Here is a 22448-nt window from a genome sequence, read left to right on the forward strand (position 1 = left end):
CTGCGCACGTAGCGTGACTGAAGTTTGATTGACACCGAATCTAGTTTTAGTACAAAATTCTTCATAGAACGTCTTTTAGAACGTTTGCAATCCTTGGAACCCGTGTAGTCGATGTAGCGAGAGCAGGCTGTAGTTGTCGCGGGTATATTTTTAGATGAGTGAGGGACATTTGATGATGAATTCCGCCAACCAGCGCGGCGCCAACTCGGCTCCGACCAGTGTTGCATTTAAGTTGAGCCCGGTAGCAGCCGGCTGTGCATTGCTGCTGTCCGCCATTTCCGGCTCGTCCTACGCGCAAGTCGCGACCGCCGCCCAGGCCGCCGACGCGCCTGTCACGCAAACGGTGAAAGTGTCCGGTATCCGCCGCGGTATCGAAGACGCTATCTCCGTCAAAAAGAATTCCGAATCCATCGTCGAAGCGATCTCCGCCGAAGACATCGGCAAGCTGCCGGACGTATCGATCGCCGAATCGCTGTCGCGCCTGCCAGGTGTGGCCGCGCAACGCGTGGCTGGCCGTGCCCAGGTGCTGAGCATCCGCGGCCTGGCGCCAGACTTCTCGACCACCACCCTCAATGGTCGTGAGCAGGCGTCCACCGGCGACAACCGCAGCGTTGAATATGACCAGTATCCATCGGAACTGATCAACGGCGCCGTGGTCTACAAGACGCCGGACGCGGCACTGATCGGCCAGGGCCTGTCGGGCACCGTCGACCTGCAAACCGTGCGTCCGCTGGAATTCCCGGGCCGCACCATGGCGATCAACGTGCGCGGCGAGAAGAACTCGATCGGCAAGCAAAACGCCGGCTACAAAGACAAGGGCTACCGCCTGAGCGGTATCTACATCGACCAGTTCGCCAACCGCACCGTGGGTGTGGCGCTGGGCTACGCCCGCCTGGATTCCCCGAGCCAGTACCAGAAGTGGAGCAGCTGGGGTTATGGCAACGATCCCAAGACCGGCAACGCCACCGGCCTGGCCAACTCCGGCAACGAAATCGCCGCCGGCTCGACCAAGCAGACCCGCGACGGCCTGATGGCGGTGGTGCAGTGGAAACCGACCCGCGACTTCCAGTCGATGGTGGACACCTACTACTCGAAATTCGATTCCGACACCACCATCCGTGGCATGCAATTCGGCACCGGCAACTGGATGGGCGACCTGACCTACTCCAACCCGGTATTCGCCAGCTACGGCGGCACCCAGGTGCTGCAGAGCGCGACCGTCGGCGGCATCAAGCCTGTGTTGCGCAACGACCTGAACACCAACCGCGACAAGCTGTTCGCGATCGGCTGGAACAACAAGCTGCGCATGAACGAAGACTGGACCGGTATCGCCGACTTCAGCTACTCGAAAGCGGACCGTCAGGACATGATCCTGGAAACCTACGCCGGCGCAGCCACCACCGACAGCGCCAAGATCGTGCGCGACAACCAGACCGGCCTGCCGCAAGTGACCACCGGCCTGAACTACGCCAATCCTGCGGTCGTCAGGCTGAGCGATTCGGGCGGCTGGGGCCAGGACGGCTACGTCAAGTACCCGCAAGTGACCGACAAGCTGAAATCGGCCCGTTTCTCGGCCAAGCGCAGCCTGGACGGCATGTTCAGCAACCTGGACGTGGGCGTCAACTTCACCAAGCGCGACAAGACTCGTCAATCGGCGGAGATGCTGGTCAACCTGAAGAATGGCCGCGCACCGATCTCCGTGCCTGCCAACCTGATCCAGGATCCGACCTCGCTGGGCTTCGCCGGCATCCCTGGCATCATGTCCTACGACATCATGGGCGCACTCAACAGCGTGTACACGCTGACGCCTAAGGTTCACCAGGACATCTACAACAAGGATTGGCTGGTCAGCGAGAAAGTGTCGACCGCCTACGCCAAGGTCGGCATCGACGACACCTGGGGTGTGCCTGTCAAAGGTAACTTCGGTGTACAGATGATCCACACCAACCAGAGCTCGAGCGCGTTCAACGTCGACACCAGCAACCTGAACAAGCCGAAGACCGCGGAAGAAGGCACTTCGTACAACGACTTCCTGCCTAGCCTGAACCTGAACTTTGACCTGGGCAGCGAGCAGCATGTGCGCTTCGGCCTGGGCAAGACGATGGCTCGTCCACGTCTGGACCAGCTGCGCGCGTCGTCCAGCGCTTCGGTGGATACCACCAAGCTGGTCTGGGCTGGCGACGGCGGCAATCCTAAGCTGAAGCCATGGCGCGCCAACGCGATCGACTTGACGTACGAGAAGTACTTCGACAAGAGCACCTACTTCAGCGCCGCGACCTTCTACAAGAAGCTCAACACCTACATCTACGACCAGATCCTGCCGTTCGATTTCACCAGCTATCCTAACGATGGCGTGACGCCGAAATCGAACATCGGCACGCTGAAGCAACCGGCCAACGGCACGGGCGGCTCGATCAAGGGTGTGGAACTGTCTGGCTCGATCGACGGCAAGGTCCTGTGGACCGGCCTGGACGGCTTCGGCGCCACCGGTTCGATCTCCCGCACCAAGAGCGAGATCGCGCCTGACGGTCCAGGCACCACCGGCGCACTGCCGGGCTTGTCGCGCACCGTGTCGAACGTGCAGGTGTTCTACGAGAAGTCCGGCTACTCGGCACGTGTAACCCGCAGCGAGCGCTCCAACTTCCGTGGCGAAGTGACCGGCTTCGGCGCCGATCGCACCTTCACCGACATCAAGGGCGCGGCGCAAGTGGACTTCCAGCTCGGTTACGAGTTCAAGGAAGGCCAGTACAAAGGCCTGTCGCTGCTGTTCCAGGTGATCAACGCCAGCGATACCGCGTACCAGACCATCCTGAGCAACGGCAACGTCAAAGTGCCAGGCGAGTACACCAAGTACGGCCGCACCATGCTGCTGGGCCTGAACTACAAAATGTAATTCAGTCCGGTCCAAAACACCCCCTGTCAGCAGTTGCCGGCAGGGGGTGTTTTTTTTCGTGCACAATATCGGACAACATAAAAAGCTGGAGACCAACAATGACGCAGCAAAACCAGGCGGATCGCCGCCTCAAGCAAATCCTGATCGTCGGCGGCGGCACCGCCGGCTGGATGACGGCGGCGGCCATGTCCAAACTGCTGGGCGGCCATTACCAGGTGCGCCTGGTCGAATCGGACGAGATTTCCACCGTCGGCGTGGGCGAGGCCACCATCCCCCAGATCAAATTGTTCAACCAGGCGCTGGGCATCGACGAAGACGACTTCATGCGCGAGACCCAGGGCACCTTCAAGCTGGGCATCCAGTTCGTCAACTGGGGCAAGCTGGGCGAGAACTACATCCACACCTTCGGCAACATCGGCCTGGACATGGGGCTGGTCGAGTTCCACCATTACTGGCTCAAGCTGCACCAGGCCGGGCTGGCGCCGGACTTCAGCGCTTATTCGCTGGCGGCGGTGGCGGCGCCGCAGAACAAATTCATGCGCGCGGTCGACGCCGGCAATTCGCCGGTGTCGCACATCGCCCACGCCTTCCAGTTCGACGCCGGACTGTATGCCAAATACCTGCGCAAGTTCGCCGAAGCGCGCGGCGTGGTCCGCACCGAGGGCAAAGTGGCCGACGTGATCCTGCGCGAAGGCGACGGCCATGTGGCGGCGATCATGATGGAAAACGGCGAGCGCATCGAAGCGGACCTGTTCATCGATTGCTCGGGCTTCCGCGGGCTGCTGATCGAAGGCGCTTTGAAGACCGGCTACGAGGACTGGACCCACTGGCTGCCGTGCGACCGCGCGCTGGCGGTGCCGTGCGAGTCGACCGGGCCGATCACGCCGTACACGCGCGCCACCGCGCGCACGGCCGGCTGGCAGTGGCGCATTCCGCTGCAGCACCGCATCGGCAATGGCCATGTCTATTCGAGCAAATACATCAGCGACGACGAGGCGAGCGCGCAGCTGATGGCCAACCTGGACGGCGCGCCGTTGGCCGAGCCCAAGCCGCTGCGCTTCGTCACCGGCAAGCGCAAGAAATTCTGGAACAAGAACGTGGTGGCGATCGGCCTGGCCAGCGGCTTCATGGAGCCGCTGGAGTCGACCAGCATCCATTTGATCCAGTCGACCATCGCGCGTTTGATGAGCTTTTTCCCGGACCGCGATTTCAACCAGGACAATATCGACGAGTTCAATCGCCAGGCGCACTTCGAGGTCGACAAGATCCGCGACTTCCTGGTGCTGCACTACCACGCGACGGAGCGCGACGACACACCGTTCTGGAACTACTGCCGCACGATGGAGGTGCCGGAAAGCCTGAAGCAGAAGATGGACCTGTTCAAGCAGCACGGCCGCTTCTACCGCGAGAAGGATGAGATGTTCGCGGCGGTGAGCTGGTTGCAGGTGATGCTGGGGCAGGGCTTGCGGCCGCAGTCGTATCATCCGTTGGTGGATCTGTATCCGCAGGAGCAGATCGAGGCGCATCTGCGCACCATCAAGACCGTGGTGGAGAACTGCGCCGGCAAGATGCCGAACCACGAAGACTTCATCGCCGCCCATTGCCAGGCGGCGGCGATGCAGATGAAACGGCCGAACTACGGGGTACGCTGAGCCAATGTCGAGATGATCGTATTTTGAAACCGTTCCGGTTCATCTTGATGAATTTGATGTCCGGATTTTTCAAAAATAAACAGCTCTTTTTTTGGCGCTTGCAGCCTCTCAAAGTACTTTGCCGTAATCCTGGTGGAGGTTTGAATATCGTTTTTACCGACAAAGAAATAAACTGGACAGTCGACCTTCTTCAGCGTTTCGGGCAAGTCGATATTCATGACCTCGTTCCACACCGGTGACCAGGATTTTGACCATTCGAGGAAACCGTTCTTGAATTCATTACTGGTCACAAATTCCTTGCCGTCCTTGTAAAAGAGCCACTTCCTCAGGTAAAACAGGTCTTCGTCGGCCTTGAAGGGGATGTTCACCTTGGCTAATTCTTCGGTGGCGAGCGGGTTCCCCTCGAAATGCGTCTTCAGGGTCAGCAGCAGTTCCTTTTCGCTGGCCACCTGGCTCACCACGGGATTGACGGCAAAATAGGCATGCAGGAGTTGAGGATGGGTTTTGACGATCTGGAAGCCCAGAACGTTCCCCCATGAACTTCCCAGCAGGTAAATCTTCTCCTTGCCCAGCTTTTTCCTGACAAATTCGATGACCTGATAGGTGTCATTCACCATTTGCTCAACCGACGGTTGAGTGGGTGAAGGATTCAAGGCCAGTGTTTTCCCCGCGTTTCTCTGATCCCAGTGAACAATCGTGAATCTGGATCGCAGTATCCTGGTAAAAGCCGCCTCGTTTTTTATCATTGAGCTGCCTGGCCCGCCAGACAGGAAAAGGAGCACCGGCTTGGCCGTATCGTCCGTACTGATTTGCACAAACTGCTTTATTCCACCAATTTGCGGTTCGCTTACATCCTGCGCTTTACATCCATAGAATGGAATGGACAAGGTGAACGCAGCTATTAATATGCTTTTTTTTATCACGGCAGGCCTTGGCGTAGCGACAACCCCTACCCCTTGCTTCCGCACTGGATAGGGGCTTGGGAGGGGATTACTTCTTCTCAGCCGCAGCGAAACCCGCGTTCTGCGTGTCGAGCCAGGTCTTGAGTGGCGCGAAGTAGTCGAGCAGCGCGCCGCCGTCGATCTTGTCCTCGCCCGAAATCGCCTTCAGCGCTTCCGGCCACGGCTTGCTCGCGCCCATCGCCAGCATCTGCTGCAGCTTGGCGCCGGCCTTGGCGTTGTCGTACACCGAGCAGCGGTGCAGCGGACCGGTGTAGCCGGCTTCGCGGCACAGCGCGCGGTGGAACTGGAACTGCAGCATGTCGGCCAGGAAGTAGCGCGCATACGGCACGTCCGCCGCCACGTGGTACTTGGCGCCGGCGTCGAAGCCTGCGCCTTTGCCGTCGATCGCCGCCGGGCGCTTCATGCCCATGTACTGTTCGCGCAGTTGCCACCAGCTCTTGTCGTAGTCGGCCGGCTTGGTCTTGCCGGAGTAGACGTCCCAGCGCCACTTGTCCACCGAGTAGGCGAACGGCAGGATCGCGACCTTGCTCAGCGCGCGCTCCAGCAACTGGCCGATGTCGGCGTTGGCGTCCGGCGCCTGGTCCATCAGGCCGACCTTCTGCAGATAGCTCGGCGTGATCGACAATGCGACCGTGTCGCCGATGGCTTCATGGAAGCCGTCGTTGGCGCCGTTGCGGAACAGGTAGGGCTGCTTGGTGTAGTTGAGGAAGTAGTAGACGTGACCCAGCTCGTGATGGATCACGGTGAAGTCCTCGGCCGTCGGCGTGATGCACATCTTGATGCGCACGTCGTCCTTCTCGTTCAGCGGCCAGGCGGAGGCGTGGCACACCACGTCGCGGTCGCGCGGCTTGGTCAGCAGCGAGCGCTCCCAGAACGATTCCGGCAGCTTCTGCATGCCCAGCGAGGTGTAGAACCGCTCGGCGTATTGCGTCATCTGCTTGGCGTCGGTCTTGCGGTCTTCCAGCACCTTGCTCAGGTCAAAGCTGCTGGCGCCCGTCGCTGGCTTCAGCAGCGGATACAGGTTGTTCCAGTTCTGGCTCCACATGTTGCCGAACAGGTGGGACGGGATAGGGCCGGTCAGCGGCACCACGTCCGGGCCGTAGGTCTGGCGCAGCTTGTGACGGGTGTAGGTGTGCAGCGCTTCATACAGCGGCTTGACCTGCTGCCACAGGCGCTCCATCTCGGCCGAGAAGGCTTCCGGCGGCATGTCGTACTGCGAGCGCCACATGGCGCCGGTATCGACAAAGCCCATCTGCTTGGCGCCTTTGTTCGACAGCGCGACGTATTCGGTGTATTTCTGCTTGTAGGACGGCGCTTGCGCGTGCCAGCCCAACCACATTTCCTTCAGCTTGGCCTCGTCGCGGCTCTTGGCCAGCACCTTTTCCATTTCGCCCAGCGCCATGCAGGCGTCGGCCGTGCCGTCGGGCTTCTTCGCGCAGTACTTGCCTTTGCCGTAGGCGCCGTTCATCGCCGCCTGCAATTGCGCGTAGCTTTCGCGTTCCTTGGCGTCGGCGAAGACCAGCGTCTGCTGCAGCAGCATCATCTTGCGGGCCGATTCGGCCGGCAGCTTCACGCCGTTGAAACGGCGCGCCGCGATGGCCGCTTCGCCGGCCGCCGTCAGGTAGCGTTCGGCGAAGAAGGAGGCGATGGCTTCCGTGTCGTCGGTGATGAAGTTGGAACCGACCCAGGCGCCTTTGGCCTGTTCGTTGTTCAGCTTATTGAGGTGGGCTTCGGTGTCGGCCAGGAAGCGCTCGGCTTCTGCGACGGTGGGTTTTTTTTCGGGGGCGGCTAGCACGGTGGTGCTGGCGGCTGTCATGGCGCCGAGCGCGAACAGCGTGCTGATGATTTTTGGTGACACTGGCATCTCCCTATCTCCGTATATGGTCTTGTTGGCCATCGAATCAATGGATTCGATGGCCAGCAATCATACACGCTTACAGGGTGATGGCGACGCTCCGGCCGGCCTGGCTGCTGGCCGGCAGCGCGATGTTCAGCACCTTGGCCGCTTCGTCCCAGACGAAGATGACCGGCTTGCCGTCCACGCGCACCAGCGACGGGTGGGCCGTCACGTTATGCACTTGCAGCGCGATGCTGCGCTCGGGGCGCTGGTACTGCTTGCCCACTTCGGATTCGATGCGCAGCGACAGGCTGCGGCCTTGCAGCTTGCTGGCGAAGTGCAGCAGCTCGTACTTGCCCTGTTCGTAGGCTTGCGCGGTGCTGCCGTCGTCGTCATACAGCTTGCCGGCGCCGGCGCCGACCGAGGCGTCGTGGTAGTAGTGCAGGTCGATATGCTTGGTCGAATAGTCGCGCGTGGTCTGCACCACCTTGGCCATCGGGATGAAGGCGCCGGCGCGCACGTAGACCGGCACATGGTCGGCGCTCAGCTTCACCGATGTGGTGGCGCCGCCGGCGTGCTTCTCGCCGTTGTAGAAATCGAACCATGCGCTGCGCGCCGGGAAGTAGACGTCGGCGGTGGTCGCGCCCTGCTTGAGCACCGGCGTGACCAGGAAGTCCTTGCCCCACAAGTAGGTCGACGACATCGCGCGCACCTTGGCGTTGCCCGGCTCCTCGTACAGCATCGGGCGCATCAGCGGCAGGCCTTTCTGGTTGTTGTCGAAGCCCAGCGTGTAGTTGTATGGCAGCAGGCGATAGCGTAGGCGGATGGCCTCGCGCGCCAGCGCCTTGGTGCGGTCCTCGCGGTAGACCGGCTCCGGCGGCACCTCGTCCTGCGCGTGCGGACGGAAGATCGGCTGGAACACGCCATACTGCAGCCAGCGCGTGTAGAGTTCATTGTCCAGCACCGGATTGGCGAAGCCGCCCAGGTCCGAGTGCATATAGCCCGCGCCCTGCATCCCCATTTGCAGCGAGATTTCGGGCTGCGCCTGCAAACCGCCCCAGCCCCGGTTGACGTCGCCGGACCATGGAATGATGCCGTAGCGCTGCGTGCCCGAATACCCGGCGCGCATCAGGATGAATGGGCGCTCGGTCGGGAAGTCCTGCTGATAGCCTTCCGCCACCAGGCGCGCCCATTGGTGGCCGTAGATGTTGTGCACCTGGTCGGCGCTGCCGGTGGCGTGGCGCATGGCGGTCGGGTGCACTTCCGGTTCGCCCAGGTCGCCCCATACGCCGGTCACGCCCTGTTCGCGCAGGCCTTTGTAGATGTTCCAGAACCAGTCCTTGCCCGGCTTGCCGAAGATGTCGATCAGCCCCGTGTGGCCGAAGTAGAAGTCGTAGGCCAGCGGTGCGCCGCTGGCGTCCATGCCCAACACCTTCTTGTCGACCGCCTCCTGCCACTTGCTGGAGGTGTCGAGAATGAACGGCTCGGTGATCACCACCGTCTGCACGCCTTTTTTCTGGAAGTCGGCGATCATGCCGGTGGCGTTGGGGAAGCTGTCCTTGTCCCAGGCCAGGTTGCCCATCGTGCCCTTGATCTCTTTGCCGAACCAGAACAGGTCGAACACGATGGCGTCGAGCGGAATGTCGTCGGCGATGAATTTGTTGACGGTGTCGCGCGCGATAGCCTCGTTGCGGTAGCCGAAGCGCATCGCGAAATTGCCGAAGGCCCAGCGCGGCGGCAGCGGTTGTTTGCCGGTCAGACTGGTGTAGTTGCCCACTACTTCCTCCCAGCTGTCGCCGGCGATCACCTGGTAGGTCTTGCGGCCGCCGATGGTTTGGTAGGTCAGGCTGTCGGACTTCTTGCTGTCGAAATCGAGGTAGCCGGTTTGCGGATTGTCGAAGTGGAGCGCGTACATCTTCGACGACAGCGCGACCGGCATCGCGTAGCCCATCTGTTCGGACTTGTCGTCGTAGCCGTAGTGCGCCTTGTTGTAGAGGGGGAAGCGGTGGCCGCGGCGGTTCATGCCGACCGCGCGCTCGCCGGCGCCGTACAGGGCTTCGTCCTTGTCCAACGCGAACTCGATGCCTTCCAGTTCGCGCGCCGCGCCCTTGTTGATATCCTTGCTGCCGGTGGCCAGGTCGTCCTGGAACTTGACGTAGCCATGCTTTTCCGCGACCAGGCGCTTGCCCCGGTATGCATACGAAATCTGGAACGGCGACTTGGTAATGGTGACGACGATGCCGGGTGTGGCATATTCGATGCTGTTGATCTTTGTGGCCAGCGTGGTGCGGACCGCGGCCGGCGCCAGCACCACCGCGTGCGAGGCCGGGTCCAGCTGCTCGCCGTTCGGCACGAAGGTGGTTTCGACGATGCCGGCGGAGTAGGGCTTGATGACATAGCGGCCGTCGCTGGTGTGGACTTCCAGCTGGCCGCCGTTGCGGGTGGCGCTGTCGAATTTGCGGTCGGCGTTTTGCGCCTGGCCGGCCTGGCTGGCGACCAGCAGCGGCAACACGGCCGCAAGTTTGGCGATGGAATTGCTTTTCATGTAATTTTATGGTCTCAGAGGTTGTTATGATTTTGTTGTTTGGCTACATTTGACTACAAAATACTGCCCTTGGGATGGCTTGTTTCCTTTATTTTACTGGGAAACTCTTTCAATTGACACGTGTCAGGCTGCGTGTTATTTTGCTACAAATTCAAAATAGTCGGGGACACGCAGCATGCAATCTTCCAGCAGCAAGCCCATACTGTCGTTTTGGCAGTTGTGGAACATGAGCTTCGGCTTTTTCGGCATCCAGTTCGGCTTTGCGCTGCAAAATGCCAACACCAGCCGGATTTTTTCCACGCTGGGCGCCAATCCCGACGACCTGTCCCTGTTCTGGCTGGCGGCGCCGGTCACCGGCCTGCTGGTGCAGCCGATTATCGGCTACCTGAGCGACAACACCTGGCATCCAACCTGGGGCCGCCGCCGTCCGTTCTTCTTCATCGGCGCCTTGCTGGCGTCGATCGCGCTGTTCCTGATGCCGAATTCCACCGCGCTGTGGATGGCGGTTGTCGTCCTGTGGCTGATGGATGGCGCCATCAACGTCTCGATGGAACCGTTCCGCGCCTTCGTCGGCGACAAGCTGGGTTCCTCGCAGCAGACCGCCGGCTTCGCGATGCAGACCTTCTTCATCGGCTGGGGCGCGGTGATCGCCTCGCTGCTGCCGACCATCTTCGCCGACTATATGGGCGTGAGCAACGTGCCGGTCAACGGCGCGATTCCCGATACGGTACGGTACTCCTTCTACGCTGGCGGCGCCATCTACTTCCTGGCCGTGTTGTGGACCATCCTGACCGCCAAGGAAACGCCGCCCGAAGACTTGGAAGCCTTCCGCGCCGAGCAGCGCCGCACCAAGGGCCTGGGTCACGCGCTCAAGGAGATCATGGGCGGCTTCACCAATATGCCGAAGACCATGGTGCAGCTGGCCGCCGTGCAGTTCTTCTCCTGGATCGCATTGTTCGCGATGTGGATCTATACCACCTCCGCCATCGGCGAAAACGTCTTCGGCACCACCGACGCGCAATCGGTGGCGTTCCAGGAGGCGGGCAACCGGGTCGGCGTGATGTTCGCCGTTTACAGCGGCGTTTCCGCGCTGGCCGCCTTCATCCTGCCGATTTTCGCGCGCAAGACCAGCCGCAAGTTCGTGCACATGAGCTGCCTGCTGATCGGCGGCGCCAGCCTGTTCAGCATCTACGCCATCCATGACCTGAACCTGCTGTTCGTGCCGATGATCGGCGTCGGCATCGCCTGGGCCAGCATCCTGACCATGCCCTACGCGATCCTGGCCGGCGCGCTGCCCGCCAAGCGCATGGGCTACTACATGGGCGTGTTCAACTTCTTCATCACCATTCCGCAGATCGTCAGCGGCGTGCTGCTGGGCTTCGTCACCAAGCACTGGTTCGCCGGCCACACCGTCAAGACCCTGATGCTGGGCGGCGTGTGCATGGCGGTGGCCGGCGTGCTGACCCTGGCCGTCCGCGACAACGCCGAACCGGCCGGGCGTTGATGTAGGATTGTTCGCTTGACCATGTAGTCGCGCGCCGCCCGTTTGCCGGAACAGGTACAACAGGGGCTGCGAATACTGTCCTTTACCTGTGCGGAGCGAACATGAGCATACAAACTGTAGCGACCAAAGCGTTTCCCGGCCAGCGGCCGGGGACTTCCGGCTTGCGGAAAAAAGTCACCATCTTTCGGCAGCCTTCCTATCTCGAAAACTTCGTGCAAAGCGTGTTCGACACGCTGGACGACTGCGCCGGCAAAACGCTGGTGCTGGGCGGCGACGGCCGCTTCCACAACCGCGAGGCGGTGCAAACCATCCTGCACATGGCGGCCGCGCACGGCTACGCCAAGGTGTTGGTGGGGCAGGGCGGCATCCTGTCGACGCCGGCCGTCAGCTGCGTGATCCGCAAGCACGGCGCGCTGGGCGGCATCGTGCTGTCTGCCAGCCACAATCCGGGAGGACCGGATGGCGACTTCGGCATCAAGTACAACATCGCCGCCGGCGGCCCCGCGCCGGAGAGCGTGACCGAGGCGATCTTCCACCGCACCGAATGCATCAGGCAGTACCGCATCAGCGACGCGCCGGCCATCGATATCGACCGCCTCGGCGTCTCGCGCATCGAGCTGATGGAGGTCGAGGTGATCGACCCGGTGGCCGACTATGCGGAGCTGATGCAGCGCCTGTTCGACTTCGACGCCATCAGGGCGCTGTTCGGGCGCGGCTTCCGCATGTGCTTCGACGGCATGCACGCGGTTTCCGGCCCCTACGCCAAGACCATCCTTGAAGGCATGCTGGGCGCGCCGGCCGGCACCGTCATCAACGGCGTGCCGCTGGAGGATTTCGGCGGCCACCACCCGGACCCCAACCCCGTCAACGCCGCGCAGCTGATCGCCATCATGGCGGCGGACGACGCGCCCGACTTCGGCGCCGCCTCCGACGGCGACGGCGACCGCAACATGATCGTCGGCCGCAAGTTCGATGTCACGCCGTCCGACAGCCTGGCCGTGCTGGCCGCCAATGCGACCGTGGCGCCGGGCTACCGCGCCGGCCTGAAAGGCATCGCCCGTTCGATGCCGACCTCGCGCGCGGCCGACCGCGTGGCCGACGCGTTGGGCATCCCGTGCTACGAGACGCCGACCGGCTGGAAGTTCTTCGGCACGCTGCTGGACGCGGGCAAGGCCACGCTGTGCGGCGAGGAGAGCTACGGCACCGGCTCGGACCACATCCGCGAGAAGGACGGTCTGTGGGCCGTGCTGTTCTGGCTTAACCTGCTGGCCGCCAGCGGAAAATCGGTGGAGCAGCTGCTGGGCGAACACTGGGCGCGCTTCGGCCGCAACTACTATTCGCGCCACGATTACGAGGCGGTCGAAACCAAGGGCGCCAATGAGCTCATGGATTCCCTGCGCATCAAGCTGGCCGCGCTGGCGGGCCAGGACCTGGGCCATCACGTGGTCGATTTCGCCGACGATTTCGACTACACCGATCCGGTCGACGGTTCGGTCGCCACGCTGCAGGGCATCCGCGTCGTCATGACCAACGGCTCGCGCATCGTGTACCGCCTGTCCGGCACCGGCACCGAGGGCGCGACCCTGCGCGTCTACCTGGAACGCTACGAAGCCGATCCGGCCTACCACCACCTGCCCACCCAGCAGGCCTTATCCGCATTGATACTCATCGCCGAGCAGGTTGGCGGCATCACCGGATGGACCGGACGCGCGCGTCCGACCGTCACCACATAAAACCACCATAAAGGAAGACAGCATGAAATTGACTCCCCTTGCAATGACCCTGGCACTGGCACTTGGAGCGGCTACGGCCGGCACCTCGGCCGTCGCCGCGCCGGCCGCCAAACAGGCCGCCCGCAAGCCATTCCTGTGGGAGAACGCCACGATCTATTTCATGCTGACCGACCGCTTCAACAACGCCTACGTCGGCAACGACCTTGTCTACGGCCGCAAGGCGGACGCCGGCCCGCTGCGCGGCTACATGGGCGGCGACCTGGCCGGCATCACCAACAAGATCAACGAAGGTTATTTCGACAGCCTGGGCGTGAGCGCGATCTGGGTCTCGCCGCCGGTGGAGCAGATCCACGAAGGCACCGATGAAGGCACCGGCAAGTCCTACGGCTTCCACGGCTACTGGGCCGCCGACTTCACCGCCGTCGACGCCAGCCTGGGTACCGAAAACGACTTCCGCAATCTGGTCGACGCCGCGCACGCACACGGCATCCGCGTGGTGCTGGACGTGGTGATGAACCAGACCGGCCCGGTGACGGAGACCGACTACGCCTGGCCGGACGATTGGGTGCGCACCGACCCGCAGTGCACCTACAAGGACGCCAAGACCACCATCGAATGCACGCTGGTGAAGAACCTGCCGGACTTCCGCACCGACAGCGATACGCCGGTCGAGCTGCCGGAGAAGCTGGCGGCGAAGTGGCAGCGCGAAGGCCGCTTTGAGCGCGAAGTGAAGGAGTTGAATGAGTTCTTCGCCCGCACCGGCTATCCGCGCGCGCCGCGCTATTACCTGATCAAGTGGCATGCGGACTGGGTGCGCAAGTACGGCATCGACGGCTTCCGCGCCGACACCGTCAAGCACGTCGAGGCCAAGGCCTGGAAAGAGTTGAACACCGAGGCCGCCGTCGCCTTCGAAGACTGGAAGCGCGCCAACCCGGACAAGAAGCTCAGCGACGACAAGTTCTATTCGGTGGCGGAAGTCTACAACTACAACATCGCGCAGGGCCAGGTGTTCGACCTGGGCGGCGGCCAGAGCGCCAACTACTATCAGAGCGGTTTCAATAGCCTGATCAATTTCGGCTTGATCTACGATGCGGAGAAGGATTATGAGCCGCTGTTCAGCAGCTATTCGAACGCGCTGCACGGCGGCGCGCTGGATGGCTACTCGGTGCTGAACTACCTGGACTCGCACGACTACGACAAGCCGTTCGACGCCTCGCGCAAGAAGCCGTTCGAGAGCGCGAACAAGCTGCTGCTGGCGCCCGGCGCGGCGCAGATCTACTACGGCGACGAAACCGCGCGCAAGCTGGACGTGGCCGAAGCGCTGGGCGACGCCAAGCTGCGCTCCTTCATGAACTGGGATGAGCTGGAGCGCAACGTGCAGCGCGACGGTTACAAGATCGCCGAAGTGCGCGCGCACTGGGCCAAGATCGGCCTGTTCCGCAAGGACCACGTGTCGGTGGGCGCCGGCGTCCACCAGCAGCTGCAAGCCAAGCCTTACGTCTTCAAGCGCACCTACGACAAGGGCGCGCTGCACGACAAGGTGGTCGTCGCGCTCGACCTGCCGACCGACAAGGCCGCCACCATCAATCTGCACGGCGTGTTTGCCAACGGCCAGAAGGTGAAGGACTACTACTCCGGCAAGACCGCCGTGGTGAAGGGCGGCAGCGTCACGTTTGGCGCGCGCAATGCTGTCGTGCTGATCGGCCAGGAGTAACAACGGCGACGGCGGTCGGGCTCCAGGCGCTAAAGGCCTCGGCCTCCATCGGCCGGGCGAACATAAAGCCCTGCGCTTCGTCGCAGCCGGCCAGGCGCAGGAAGATCAGCACCTCCTCGCATTCCACACCCTCGGCCACCACGCGGTGGCCGAGATCCTGTGACAGCGTGATCATCGTCGCCACCAAGGCCTGCTTGCGCATATCGTCTTCCAGTCCGATGAGGAAGGACTGGTCGATTTTTACCACGTCGGCCGGCATGCGCTGCAAGTAGGACAGGCTGCTGTAGCCGGTGCCGAAGTCGTCGATCGCCAGCCGCACGCCGGTGGCGGCGATCGCGTCCAGCATGGCGTGGGCCTTGACCGGCTGCATCATGATCGCACTCTCGGTGATTTCCAGCTCGATGCATTCGGGCGGCAAGCCGTATTGCTTCAGGCCCGTCGCCAGGGCAGTAGCGAAATCAGGTTCCAGCAGATTCGCCGCCGATACATTGATCGACAATTGCAAACACAAACCCTGGTCGCGCCACTGGCGCTGCTGCCGCATGGCCGTCGCCAGCACCCACGCGGTGGTCGCATGCGCCATGCCGGAACGTTCGATCACGGGGATGAATTCGGCCGGGCCGATGGCGCCCAGCGTCGGATGGTTCCAGCGCAGCAGCGCTTCGGCGCCGATGCAGCCGCCGGTGGTGATGTCGATGCGGGGCTGGTACATCAGCCGCAGCTGGTTCTCGCTTTCGAGCGCGGAACCGAAGTCGTTCAGCATGGTGAAGCGGCGCCGGTACAGCGCATCCTCGGCTTCCGAATACACGGCGATATGGGCAGGCGTGTCGATGGCGTCGTGCGCTGCGCTCTGTGCCCGGCGCAGCACGCCGAGGCAGTCGGCGTTGCCGATTTCGAAAGGCGCGATGCCGACCGTGGGCGTGGCGACGTAGCGCGACTTGGCGATGCCCTGAGCATGCGCCATCTTTGCCTCCAATAGCGGCAAGTAGACGTCGAGCGTCGTGCCGGGCGACGCGATCAGCGCGAACTGCGTGGTCGTCACATGGTAGACGCGGCGGCTGGCGCCAACCTCGGTGCGCAGCCAGCGGGCGGCGTCGGTCACCAATTCATCGACGTAGGACGGGTCCATCGCGCGCGCGGCGTGGCTGAGTTGTTCGGGCGTGGTCAGGTTGATCAACACCGCCAGCCGCTGCTCACCGGCCGGGCGGTCGCGTTGCAGGTCCTGGAAGTCTTCCAGGAACTGGTTACGGTTCGGCAGGCCGCTGAGCGGATCGATGCGTCCCATCGCATGCTGCATTTCGATCTGCGCCATGACCATGCCGGCGAGGTCGCACAGCGCGGCAAGTTCCTCTGGCGTGGTATCGCGCGGTTCCATTCCGAGCACGCACATCGCGCCGAGGCAGTGCCCGTCGGCGGTGGTCAGCGGCGCGCCGGCGTAGTAGCGGATGCCGCTGGCGGCCAGCGGGCTATCGCGGAAATATACGTCCTCCAGCAGGTCGGGGATCAGCAGCAGCTCGCCGCTGTCGGCCACATTGCCGCAGGGCGCGTGCAAGCGGGGAATGGTCGTGTGTTCGACGCCGACGCGCGATTTGAACCACTGGCGGTCGGCGTCGGTCAGCGATATGGCGGCAATCGGCAGCTTGAACATGCCCGCGGCCATGCGCGTGATGCGGTCGAAGGCCGCGCTGGGTGGCGTATCGAGCAGGTTCAGTTTGTGGAGGGCGTCGAGGCGCCGGGATTCAGTAAGTTGGCAAGAAATAGTCATGGTCTGGTCTCTGCGCATAAAGCGTTTAACGACAAGCTGCTATTCAATGCGGGGTAGGGCACTGGAAAGGATGGGGTGCTGCGGGGGAGCGGGGCGTGGCTCCCGAATTGCGATTAACTGGCGTTAGTCGCTCAATGGAAATCACAGAATACCATGATTTCCATTTGCCCTAGTTTTTAGTGTTGCGGATCAGTTGACAGCGAATAGGGCGCGTCGGCCGGTGCGGTGGCGCGCAGCTTGTTCGGCTGATCGGACATGTCGAAGTCCAGCACCGCGCCCTGCATCAGGCCTGTGTGGCTCAGCCAGTTCTTCGAATACGGCTTGCCGTTGACCTTGAGCGTATTCACATAACGCTTGCTGTCGCTGTTGGCGGGGGCGTTGATGACCACCGTCTTGCCGTTCTCCAGCCGCAGCGTGACCTTCTTGAACAGCGGCGCGCCGACCACGTACTGCGGCACCACCGGCGTGACAGGGTAGAAGCCCAGCGCCGAGAACACGTACCATGCCGAGGTCTGGCCGTTGTCCTCGTCGCCGCAGTAGCCGTCCGGCGTGGCCTTGTACAGGCGGTTCATGGTTTCGCGCGCCCAGTACTGCGTCTTCCACGGTGCGCCGGCGTAGCCGTACAGGTAGATCATGTGCTGGATCGGCTGGTTGCCGTGCGCGTACTGGCCCATGTTCGCGATCTGCATTTCGCGGATCTCGTGTATCACTTCGCCGTAGTAGCTTTCGTCGAAGGTCGGCGGCAGTGTGAACACCTGGTCCAGCTTGGCGACGAACTTCTCGCGGCCGCCCATCAGGTCCACCAGCCCGTTCACGTCCTGGAACACGGACCAGGTGTAGTGCCAGCTATTCCCCTCGGTGAAGGCGTCGCCCCATTTGAACGGGTTGAAGGGCGACTGGAAGCTGCCGTCCTTGTTCTTGCCGCGCATCAGGCCCGTCTCCGGGTCGAACAGTTTTTTGTAGTTCATCGCCCGCTGCGCGTAGATGCCGATCTCCGACTGCGGCTTGCCGAGCGCCTTGCCCAGCTGGTAGATGGCGAAATCGTCGTATGCATATTCCAGCGTGCGGGCGGCGTTCTCGTTGATCTTGACGTCGTACGGCACGTAGCCAAGTTCGTTGTAGTACTTGACGCCGGCGCGGCCGACGGCGCTCATCGGCCCTTCGTTGTCGGCGCCGTGCTTCAGCGCCTGCCACAGCGTGTCGATGTCGTAGCCGCGCAGGCCCTTGATGTAGGCCTCCGCCACCACCGACGCCGAGTTATTCCCGATCATGACGTCGGCCAGGCCGGGGCTGGACCATTCCGGCAGCCAGCCGCTTTCCTTGTAGACGTTGGCCAGGCCGGCCTGCATCTCGCGGTTGATCGACGGGTACATCAGGTTCAGGAACGGGTACAGCGCGCGGAAGGTGTCCCAGAAGCCGGTGCCGGCGTACATATAGCCGGGCAGGATCTTGCCGTTGTGGGGGCTCCAGTGGACGATCTGGTTGTTGGCGTCGATCTCATACAGTTTGTTCGGGAAGAACAGCATGCGATACAGGCTGGAATAGAAGGTGCGCGTCTGCTCGTCGCTGCCGCCTTCCACGCTGATGCGGCTCAGCGTCTTGTTCCATACCTCTTTGCCTTTTTGCGCGGTGGCGTCGAAGCTGTCGGCGGCCAGTTCGCGCTTCAGGTTCAGCTCCGCCTGTTCTTCGCTGATGAAGGAGGAGGCCACGCGCATGCCGACCTTCTCGCCCTTGGCGGTCTTGAAGCCGACCACCGCGCCGCTATGGTCGCTGGCCAGTTCCATGACGTTGTTCACCAGTTTGTCGCCGCTCCAGATGCGGGTGGAGGTGAAGGGCTTGTCGAAGTAGATGACGAAGTAGTTCTTGAAGTTCTTCGGCAGCGGACCGCGGGCGTAGCGGGTGCTGTAGCCGACGATCTTGCGCTCCGCCGGGATCACCTTGATGTACGAGCCTTTGTCGTAGGCGTCCACCACCACATAGGCGTCGTCGGTTTTCGGGAAGGTGAAGCGGAACTGCGCGGCGCGTTCGGTCGGCGCGATCTCGGTGGTCACGTCGGCGTCCGCCAGATAGACGCTGTAGTAGTAGGGCTTGGCCACTTCCGCCTTGTGCGAGAACCAGCTGGCGCGGTCGTCCTGCGTGAACTTGAGTTTTCCGGTGACCGGCATGATGGCGAACTGGCCGTAGTCGTTCATCCACGGCGACGGCTGGTGCGTTTGCTTGAAGCCGCGGATCTTGTCGGCGTCGTAGGTGTAGGCCCAGCCGTTGCCCATCTTGCCCGTCTGCGGCGTCCAGAAGTTCATCCCCCACGGCAGCGCGATGGTCGGATAGGTGTTGCCGTTCGAGAGTTCGGGCTTGCTGGCGGTGCCCATCAGGGGATTGATCCACTCGACAGGGTCGGCGACGGGCGCGGCCGAAGCGGTCAGCGCGAACAGGAAAAGGGGCAGCGCAAGCGTGTGCAGTTTCATAATTTTGGCGGTGGTGACTGGCGAAAACCAGTGTAGCAGCTATGCCATCGCCGCAAACCAACAGGCCTGGGCGGCCGTCATGTTTATTGGCCGATTACTAAACAAGCTGCGCCAGCTACTGCGCGGTGATGGTGACGGACGACGGCGCGCTATCGAGTTTGCCGTCGTTGACGGTCAGCGTGGCGACGTAGACGCCCGGCAGGTCGACAAAGAAGGTCGGCGTGGCGACGTGGAAGTTCAGCAGGGTGGCCGTGCTGCCTGTGGGTTTGGTCAGCGTCCACGAATAGGCGAGGATGTCCTGGTCGGCGTCGGTGCCGCTGCCGGCCAGCTTGACCGAGCTGCCGGTCGCCACGGTTTGTGCGGGTCCGGCGGCGGCGACCGGTGCGTGGTTTGCCTGCGCGTTGTAGTCGCCACCGCCACCGCAGGCGCTGATGGTTAGCGTGAGCAGCAGTGCTGCGATGTGGTTGCATCTCATTGTGGTCTCTTTCCGGCTCGATGGTGAGCCGAAAAGATAGCACGGTGTTTACTTCTTTTCTACGAATACCACGGCGCTGCGTGGCGGAATTGCAAACGTGCCGGATGCGGCGTCGTAATTGGCTTCCAGGGCCACGCGTTTGTCCGCTGCGGCCATGTTGGTGTGGACCGGATGCAGTTGGTAGAGGCGATTTTTTTCCGCGGCGACCGTCACGCGCTGCGCCACTTTGTCGACGTTGATCAGGTAGGTGATGGACTTGAAGTTGGCGCCCGGGTAGCCGGCGCCGTCCAGGTGGGCGACGATCACGGTCGGCACCTGGTCGCTGCCGGTGTTGTGGAAACGCAGGCGCTGCTTGATGTCGGCGGCGCTGCGCAGGCGGAACAGCGTGCTGCTGGAGCGGATCGCCAGCAGGTCGCGGAAGGCGTCGCGCGCGTAGGCGATGTCTTTCGGCGACGGGTTGATGGCGGTGTCGCGCAGCAGTGGCTTGATCAACTCGTAGTCCTTGCCGTTGTCTTCCGCGCGCGGGACGCCGGTGCCGTAGTAGTTGTCCTGGTAGCTCCAGTCGATGCGGTTGAACCAGTCGCCCGATTTGAAGCTGTTGCGGTCCAGCGATTTGGAACGCAGGATATCGAAGCCCGCGTGGAAGTAGGCCACGCCCTGGCTGAAGGCGTTGATGGCGGCGCCCAGCATCTGCACCTGTGCGCGTTCGGCGCTGCTGGTGGCGCGCGGCAGCTTGAAGACGTTGATGTCGTACAGCGTCTGGTTGTCGTGGTTCTCGACGTAGTTGACCACTTCGCCAGGCTCGCTGGCGTAGCCGGCCGGCTGGTTGCCGCCGTAGACGATGTCCTGTAGCGGTTGCGTCTTGCCGTCCGAGGTTTGCAGCGGGTAGCTGCGGATCGAGCCGGCCAGGCCGACCTTGACCAGGTCCGACGCTTGCAGCAGGTCGCTGGCGGGACGCGTCCCCGCTTGCGCGTTGGCGTCGTACACCAGGCCGTTGATGTAGCCCTGTTGCGTGATCATCTGCGCGCCGCTGTCGCCGGCGCTGCCGCCGCGCACGGCGTCGCGCGCGCGGTCGCTGAAGGTGCCGATGCCGCTGCCGTCCAGCGACAGCTGCGAGGCCTGGACGAAGCGCGCGCCGTCGGCCACTTCGCCGAAGTTCCAGCCTTCGCCGATCAGGTTGATGTGATGGCCGGTGGCGCGGTCGGCGCGGGCTTGCAGCTGCTCCATCGCGGCGCGCGGCTGGTGGCCCATCAGGTCGAAGCGGAACGAGTCGATCTTGTACTGCACGGCCCACTGTTCGACCGAGTCGATCATCAGCTTGGCCATCATCAGGTTCTCGGTGGCGGTGTTGTCGCAGCAGGTGGATCGTTCGATCGCGCCGTTGGCGTTCAGGCGGTGGTAGTAGCCGGGCACCACGCGGTCCAGCACGGACTTCTCGTTCTGGCCGGCGATGAAGGTGTGGTTGTACACCACGTCCATGCCCACGCGCAGGCCGGTCTTGTGCAGCGCCTGCACCATCTGGCGGAATTCGACGATGCGCTTGGCGCCGTCGGCCGGGTCGGTGGCGTAGCTGCCTTCCGGCGCGTTGTAGTGGTAGGGATCGTAGCCCCAGTTGTAGCAGTCGGCGGCCTGGGTCCTGGCGACCAGTGCTTGCTGCTCTTCGCCGTCCGGCTTCAGGCCCGTTGGGATGGCCGGTGTGACGCAGCCTTTTTCCGGCACGCTGCCGATGTCGTACACGGGCAGCAGGTGGATGTCGGTCATGCCGGCTTTGCTGAGCGCGGCCAGATGCTTCATGCCGCTGGAGCCGGCTTCGGTGAAGGCGGTGTACTTGCCGCGGTTGGCGGCGCTGACGGTGTTGTCGTTGATCGAGAAGTCGCGCACATGCAGCTCGTAGACCGTCATGTCGGATTGGGCGGCGACTTTTTTCGGGGCGGAGGTTTTGTCCCAGCCGGCGGGCTTCAGCTTGGCGGCGTTCAGGTCGGCGATGTAGCTGCGTTTGGAGTCGGTGGTCAGGCTGATCGAATAGGGATCGGTGACGAGGTTGCGTACCAGGCCTGCCGATGGCGCCACCACGTCCACCAGGTATTGGTAGTACTGGCCGGAGCGTTTGCCGTCAAGCTGCGCGGACCAGATGCCGGTGGCGTCGTCGCGTTGCATGGCGGTGATGGCCGAGGCTTTGCCGGAGCCGCTGGCGTAGGTGCACAGCGCCACGCGCTGCGCGGTCGGCGCCCATAGTTTGAAGCCGGTTTGTTTGCCGACGCTGACGCCCAGATCGCGTGCGTTGACGGCGCCTGCATACAGGTCGTCGAGCACGCCGGCGATTTGCAGTGTGGTGGCATCGCGCACGGTGCCGTCGTCGGTTTCCTGCACCAGCATGACCTGCTTCGTCAGCACGCCGCCAAGGCGCGCCGCATCCGCTGCCGCCAGCGTCAGTACCGCGCCATTGCCGACGAACTTGAAGCGTTGCGCGACATCGGACGGCAAGCCGCCATCCAAACGCGCCAAAGCCAGCGAGCCATCCGCGCCGGACACGCGCGCACCAGGCGTCGCATGCAGCGAAGCGGAAGCGGAGTAATAGAGTTTGAAAGCGCCGCCGGAAGCGTCGGCGCCCGGCCACTTGATCAGCTGGCGATTGAGCCAGTAAGCCCGCGCATCGGCGGCGACGGCAGGCTGCAAGACGGTAGCGAACGGCCCGTCGCAAGCGGCCAGCGTCGCATCGGCGGCCGCGGCCGCCACACAAGTCAACGCCAGCGCGCCGCCCACAGAAACCCCGGCAACCCGCCGCCATGCCCCTAGATGCTTACCGCCCATATCGCCGCCTCCAAAACTATAGATTTAGGTAGTGCGGTTACAAAAAACCGGCAAACACCCTTGTATTTGCCGGTTATGGTAATCCAAAATCT

General features: G+C 62.8%; 12 protein-coding genes. 5 read left to right on the forward strand and 7 right to left on the reverse strand.

Annotated elements, in window-relative coordinates; all coding sequences use genetic code 11:
• Window positions 1-172: 172 nt before the first annotated feature.
• Together AC1RMD_RS26355 and AC1RMD_RS26360 are read left to right on the forward strand one after the other, a co-directional pair.
• Window positions 173-2893 carry a TonB-dependent receptor gene (locus AC1RMD_RS26355; protein ID WP_492930982.1) on the forward strand — a complete coding sequence of 907 codons (2721 nt, stop codon included), beginning with the start codon at window positions 173-175 and terminating at the stop codon, window positions 2891-2893.
• A gap of 98 nt (window positions 2894-2991) precedes the next feature.
• Window positions 2992-4545 (forward strand): tryptophan halogenase family protein, encoded by a 1554-nt coding sequence (locus AC1RMD_RS26360; protein ID WP_492930984.1) that lies wholly within the window; start codon window positions 2992-2994, stop codon window positions 4543-4545.
• On the opposite strand, the gene AC1RMD_RS26365 is transcribed toward AC1RMD_RS26360, so the two are convergent.
• From AC1RMD_RS26365 to AC1RMD_RS26375, 3 genes are all read right to left on the reverse strand, one after another.
• On the reverse strand, window positions 4530-5432 hold the full coding sequence (locus AC1RMD_RS26365; RefSeq protein WP_492930986.1) for an alpha/beta fold hydrolase: 903 nt from the start codon (window positions 5430-5432) through the stop codon (window positions 4530-4532). The genes AC1RMD_RS26360 and AC1RMD_RS26365 overlap by 16 nt on opposite strands.
• Window positions 5433-5535: 103 nt before the next feature.
• On the reverse strand, window positions 5536-7371 hold the full coding sequence (locus AC1RMD_RS26370; RefSeq protein ID WP_492930988.1) for a M2 family metallopeptidase: 1836 nt from the start codon (window positions 7369-7371) through the stop codon (window positions 5536-5538).
• Between the two features lie 70 nt (window positions 7372-7441).
• Window positions 7442-9889, reverse strand: a complete 2448-nt coding sequence (locus AC1RMD_RS26375; RefSeq protein ID WP_492930990.1) for a glycoside hydrolase family 31 protein — start codon at window positions 9887-9889, stop codon at window positions 7442-7444.
• Between the two features lie 175 nt (window positions 9890-10064).
• Between AC1RMD_RS26375 and AC1RMD_RS26380 the strand changes: the two genes are divergently transcribed.
• The 3 genes from AC1RMD_RS26380 (at window position 10065) to AC1RMD_RS26390 (ending at window position 14840) form a co-directional block, all read left to right on the forward strand.
• Window positions 10065-11393 carry an MFS transporter gene (locus AC1RMD_RS26380; RefSeq protein WP_492930992.1) on the forward strand — a complete coding sequence of 443 codons (1329 nt, stop codon included), beginning with the start codon at window positions 10065-10067 and terminating at the stop codon, window positions 11391-11393.
• A 101-nt stretch (window positions 11394-11494) separates the two neighbouring features.
• Window positions 11495-13126, forward strand: coding sequence for an alpha-D-glucose phosphate-specific phosphoglucomutase (locus tag AC1RMD_RS26385; protein ID WP_492930994.1), 1632 nt, complete (start codon window positions 11495-11497; stop codon window positions 13124-13126).
• Window positions 13127-13148: 22 nt separating this feature from the next.
• On the forward strand, window positions 13149-14840 hold the full coding sequence (locus AC1RMD_RS26390; protein ID WP_492930996.1) for an alpha-amylase family glycosyl hydrolase: 1692 nt from the start codon (window positions 13149-13151) through the stop codon (window positions 14838-14840).
• Here the strand turns inward: AC1RMD_RS26390 and AC1RMD_RS26395 are convergent.
• The 4 genes from AC1RMD_RS26395 to pulA all read right to left on the reverse strand — a co-directional run bounded on the left by AC1RMD_RS26395 (window position 14794) and on the right by pulA (window position 22356).
• Window positions 14794-16605 carry a sensor domain-containing phosphodiesterase gene (locus AC1RMD_RS26395; RefSeq protein WP_492930998.1) on the reverse strand — a complete coding sequence of 604 codons (1812 nt, stop codon included), beginning with the start codon at window positions 16603-16605 and terminating at the stop codon, window positions 14794-14796. The genes AC1RMD_RS26390 and AC1RMD_RS26395 overlap by 47 nt on opposite strands.
• Window positions 16606-16781: 176 nt before the next feature.
• Window positions 16782-19070 (reverse strand): GH92 family glycosyl hydrolase, encoded by a 2289-nt coding sequence (locus tag AC1RMD_RS26400; RefSeq protein ID WP_492931000.1) that lies wholly within the window; start codon window positions 19068-19070, stop codon window positions 16782-16784.
• 115 nt (window positions 19071-19185) lie between these two features.
• Window positions 19186-19545 (reverse strand): PKD domain-containing protein, encoded by a 360-nt coding sequence (locus tag AC1RMD_RS26405; protein WP_492931002.1) that lies wholly within the window; start codon window positions 19543-19545, stop codon window positions 19186-19188.
• Window positions 19546-19593: 48 nt separating this feature from the next.
• Window positions 19594-22356, reverse strand: a complete 2763-nt coding sequence (gene pulA / locus AC1RMD_RS26410) for a pullulanase-type alpha-1,6-glucosidase (RefSeq protein ID WP_492931004.1) — start codon at window positions 22354-22356, stop codon at window positions 19594-19596.
• Window positions 22357-22448 lie beyond the last annotated feature (92 nt).

Source organism: Duganella sp. GW822-FHT06D06 (genome assembly GCF_058799615.1).